Source organism: Marinilabilia sp. (assembly GCF_016278715.1).
Taxonomy (GTDB): Bacteria; Bacteroidota; Bacteroidia; order Bacteroidales; family Marinilabiliaceae; genus Marinilabilia.
This window is the reverse complement of record NZ_JADQBH010000008.1, coordinates 1-5086: the sequence shown is the minus strand read 5'-3', so window position 1 is coordinate 5086 and position 5086 is coordinate 1. Positions and strand designations below refer to the sequence as shown.

Here is a 5086-nt window from a genome sequence, read left to right as displayed (position 1 = left end):
ATAATCGGGATCAGGGTTTAAGGGATGAAATCCATTTTTTAAAGAATGTTTAGGACACTATTGATATAGGTTGTACATTTTACGAGGTTAATGATTTTTTTGTGAGATAAAAGGTTCTGTTCAGTTATGAAAAAAAATATGACAAACAGATGAATAAAAAATCATAAATCATTAACTTTGAACCGTGATAAAAATCACCTCTTGTTTCAGAATCTTACAAAACAGACAAGTCTGACTTATCATTTAATAATTTTGCAAACGATTCTCTTGCAATTAATTTTAATAACGTAACATTATTGTATATTCTCATTTAATAAAACTTACTGGTGATGAAGAAACACAACTTTTATGCAGGACCATCGATTTTACCTGAATCTACCATTAAAAATACAGCTGATGCTGTTTTGAATTTTGCAGGTACCGGCCTGTCCGTGATGGAAGTTTCGCACCGCGGAAAAGAGTTTGTTGCCGTTATGGATGAGGCGCAGGCGCTTTTCAAAGAGTTGCTCAATATTCCCGATGATTATGAAGTGCTTTTTCTGGGTGGGGGAGCAAGTATGCAGTTTTGTATGGTTCCCTATAATCTGATGAAGAAAAAAGCGGCTTATCTGAACACTGGTGCCTGGGCTGCTAAAGCCATGAAAGAAGCTAAATTTTTCGGCGAAGTAGTGGAAGTTGCTTCATCAAAAGATGCCAATTACAATTATATTCCAAAAGGTTATGAGGTGCCTGCTGATGCGGATTACTTTCATATTACCACCAACAATACCATTTATGGTACCGAAATTAAAGAAGACCTGGATGTAAATGTTCCTTTGGTGGCGGATATGTCTTCTGACATTTTTTCCAGAGTTATAGATGTTTCAAAGTATGCGATTATCTATGGCGGCGCTCAGAAGAATCTTGCACCTGCCGGAGTTACCTTTGTCATTGTTAAAAAAGAGATCCTGGGTAAAACAGGGCGTGATATTCCTACCATGCTGGATTACAGAACCCATGCGGACCAAGGGTCGATGTTTAATACCCCTCCCGTATTGCCTGTTTTTGCTGCTTTGCAAACGCTAAAGTGGCTTAAAGAGCAAGGAGGCATTGCTGCCATGCAGAAAAAGAACGAAGAGAAAGCAGCTCTGCTTTACGACGAGATCGACCGCAATAAGTTGTTCAAAGGTACTGCCAACAAAGAAGACCGTTCACTGATGAATATCTGCTTTGTGATGAACGACGAGTTTGCCGATTTGGAAAAAGGTTTTCTGGATTATGCCACCGAAAAGGGAATGGTTGGTATTAAAGGCCACCGAAGTGTGGGCGGATTCAGAGCATCGACCTACAACGCTCTGCCATACGAAAGTGTTAAGGCCCTTGTGGAAGCCATGCAGGAATTTGAAAAGAAACACTAAACTCAAACCACAATAAAGGGCTTTTGGAGGCCCTTTGTTTGTTTAAAATTTGGACAATTATGAAGAAAATACTGGTTGCAACCGAAAAACCTTTTGCTCCTGCTGCTGTAGCACAAATCAAAGAGATTGTAGAAGCTGCAGGCTATTCATTGTCTTTGCTTGAGAAATATTCTTCACCTCACGAGTTAAACGCCGCCGTTGCCGATGTCAACGCTTTGATAGTTCGTTCGGACAAAGTGTCTGCCGAGGTGGTAGCTGCTGCCAATGAACTTCAGATTGTGGTTCGGGCAGGTGCCGGTTTCGATAATCTGGATTTGGAAGCCTGTACTTCAAAGAACGTTGTGGCGATGAATACCCCCGGCCAAAATTCAAACGCGGTGGCTGAACTTGTTTTTGGAATGATGGTTTTTCAGGCCCGAAATCAATTCAACGGAACAGCCGGAACTGAGCTTCGCGGAAAAAAACTGGGGATTCATGCCTACGGTAATGTGGGGTTGTATGTAGCCAAAATTGCCAAAGGCTTCGGGATGGAAGTTTATGCTTTCGACCCATTTGTGGACGATGCTAGAATCAAGGCCGATGGTATCATTCCTGTATCTTCTGTTGAAGAATTGTACAGTACCTGTCAGTATGTTTCACTGCATATTCCTGCGAACGATAAAACCAAAAAATCGATCAATGCTGACTTGCTTGACAAAATGCCGGAGGGTGCTGTTTTAATAAATACAGCCCGTAAAGAAGTAATTGATGAAGAGGGTGTTGTTGCTTTGATGGAAAAGCGTGCCGACTTTGCTTATCTTTCCGATATTGCACCCGACAATATGGCTGTTTTTGAAGAGAAATTCCCCGGACGTTTCTTCTTTACACCTAAGAAAATGGGCGCTCAGACTTCTGAAGCAAATATTAACGCGGGAGTGGCTGCCGCCAATCAGATTGTTAAGTTCTTTAAGAATGGTGATGAAACTTTCCGGGTGAACAAGTAGTACATCCATTTGCTATATATTACAGGCCCGAAAATGTCTTTGCTTATTGAGACTTTTTCGGGTTTTGTTGTATTATGTTCTCAAAAAAAGAAGTGTTTCTTTTCCGGGAAAGCGGAATTTTTTATTACTTAATGCTCTCTTTCATAAAAACAGATTTTTACCAAATAAATTCTTAAAAATATGGCAATAGTAAAACCATTTATGGGCCTTCGTCCTCCCAAAGAAATTGCGGCCGCACTGTCGTGTCTGCCCTACGATGTGATGAATGCGCAGGAAGCTGCAAAGATGGCCGAAGAAAAAGATTACTCATTGTTGCATATTACCAGAGCGGAGATTGATTGTGAGCAGGATGTGGATGTGCATTCGGATGAGGTTTACAATAAATCGGCCGAAAATTTTCAAAGATTTAAACAACAAGGCTGGCTGGTTCGCGAGGAGGAACCCCGGTTTTATATTTATGCACAAACCATGAATGAACGCACCCAGTACGGAATTGTAGGGTGTGCGGCTTGCTCTGATTATGAGAATGGAATTATTAAAAAGCATGAACTGACGCGTCCCGAGAAAGAGGAGGATCGCATGGTGCATATCCGGACCAATAATGCCAACCTGGAGCCGGTATTCTTTAGTTACAAGGCGGTTCCGGAGATTGATGCCATCGTAAAAAACATTGTAGAAGGGCAGGAGCCCGAGTATGATTTTACTGCGGAGGATGATGGGTTTGGTCATCATTTTTGGGTGATAGAAAATGCTGAGACCAATAAACGACTGGAAAACCTGTTTGCAGAAAAGGTACCCTGCACTTATGTGGCCGACGGACACCATCGGACTGCTGCTGCAGCCAGAGTTGGGCTGGAACGAAAGGCTGCCAACCCCAACCATACCGGAAAGGAAGAGTATAACTACTTTATGGCGGTTCATTTTCCCGACAATCAGTTGGAAATCATTGACTACAACCGAGTGGTAAAGGACCTGAATGGTATGTCGGAGGAGGAATTGTTGGAAAAACTTTCTGATGCTTTTGAAATAAAGGAGATTGGTTCTGAAATCTATAAGCCTGCTAAGTTGCATGAGTTTAGCATGTACCTGGACGGAAAATGGTACAGGCTTCAGGCTAAAGAAGGTACTTACAACGACCAGGACCCCATCGGGGTATTGGATGTGACGATTCTTTCGAATCAGGTGCTTGATAAGTTGCTTGGTATTAAAGACCTGAGAACCTCGAAACGTATTGACTTTATCGGTGGTATTCGTGGTCTCGGAGAGCTGAAGCGACGTGTGGATTCCGGCGAAATGAAAGTGGCTTTTGCCCTTTATGCAGTCTCTATGCAGCAACTTATTGATATCGCCGATACAGGAAATATTATGCCTCCGAAGACGACCTGGTTTGAACCCAAGCTTCGATCAGGATTGGTTATTCATGAACTGTAATAAAGCATTCTTGTTATCAGTCTGGTGAAGGTTAGTGATATTTTAATTGTTCCCGCTGTGTTTTGTTGGTAACTTGTCATTCTGGAGTTGTAATGAGATAAATTACCCACTTTAAACCAAGTTGTTTTGTCCTTTATCGACTTGAAAATGTTGCGAATAGCTTGCCGTTTAATAAGATGGCAAGAAAGATGCAGTGCAAAAGAACCATTTTAAAGCCCTAAGTTATTTAAGCAGATCTACGAATTTCGACCGGGATTTTTAGTAAAAAACAATTGTAGTATGTCTTCAGTCAGTCAGAATCTTAAAAGTATTAAGGAGCAATTGCCGGAATATGTAACCCTTGTAGCGGTTTCGAAAACCCAGCCCAACGAGATGATTATGGAAGCTTATGAGGAGGGGCAGCGTATTTTTGGCGAGAACAAGGTGCAGGAGCTGGTTGATAAGCAGGAGAATCTTCCAAAGGATATCCAATGGCACATGATTGGTCATCTGCAGCGCAACAAAGTGAAATATATTGCACCCTTTGTGGCTTTAATTCATGGGGTTGACAGCTTGCGCCTTTTACGGGCCATAAACAAGGAAGGCGCCAGAAATGAGCGGATTATTCCATGTTTGCTTCAGATGCATATTGCCAGCGAAGAGACCAAGTTTGGTCTCGATGAAAATGAATTGTTTGAACTTTTGGAAAGTGAAGAATTCAGGAGTTTTTCTAATGTGGAAATCCATGGTTTGATGGGGATGGCCACTTTTACCAATGATGAAGAAAAAGTTGCCTCAGAGTTTAGGTATCTTAAAAAAACCTTTGACCTCATTGGGGAGAAATATTTTGAAACCAACTCCGCATTCTCTGTTTTAAGCATGGGCATGTCAGGCGATTATGAAACAGCTGTTGCTGAAGGAAGCAATATGGTGCGCATAGGAAGTTCCATTTTTGGAGAGCGCAATTACAGGTAATCAAACACCGATGGTTGGGACTTTTCGGCTTTTGATTATATTTGTTTGGCAAATTTTGAAGAAAATCGGATAAATCATATTAGGACATGGCAAATTTAGAGACTACATATCTGGGATTAAAATTGAAAAATCCGGTTGTTGTCAGCAGCTCGGGATTAACCAATAGCGTTGAACAAATAAAGAAACTCGAAGCGGCAGGAGCCGGAGCTGTTGTTTTGAAATCCCTTTTTGAAGAGCAAATCAATCATGAAATCAACAACGAGATAAGAGGTGGACACGGATTTGATTACCCCGAAGCAATGGATTATGTTCGGGAATACA

General features: G+C 41.5%; 4 protein-coding genes and 1 pseudogene. All 5 read left to right on the top strand.

All coding sequences use genetic code 11. The features are described 5' to 3' along the window. Positions 1-329 precede the first annotated feature (329 nt). Complete coding sequence (gene serC, locus QZZ43_RS00460) at positions 330-1397, top strand: 3-phosphoserine/phosphohydroxythreonine transaminase (RefSeq protein WP_291854809.1); 1068 nt, start codon at positions 330-332, stop codon at positions 1395-1397. Positions 1398-1456: 59 nt separating this feature from the next. Then, a complete protein-coding gene (locus tag QZZ43_RS00455) occupies positions 1457-2380 on the top strand; it encodes an NAD(P)-dependent oxidoreductase (RefSeq protein ID WP_291854806.1) in 924 nt (307 codons plus the stop codon). A gap of 180 nt (positions 2381-2560) precedes the next feature. After that, entirely contained in the window at positions 2561-3811 is a 1251-nt protein-coding gene (locus QZZ43_RS00450; RefSeq protein WP_291854804.1) for a DUF1015 family protein, read from the top strand. 279 nt (positions 3812-4090) lie between these two features. Further along, positions 4091-4765, top strand: a complete 675-nt coding sequence (locus QZZ43_RS00445) for a YggS family pyridoxal phosphate-dependent enzyme (protein ID WP_291854801.1) — start codon at positions 4091-4093, stop codon at positions 4763-4765. A gap of 86 nt (positions 4766-4851) precedes the next feature. Continuing rightward, positions 4852-5086, top strand: a pseudogene (locus tag QZZ43_RS00440) (diguanylate cyclase); the annotation flags it as partial.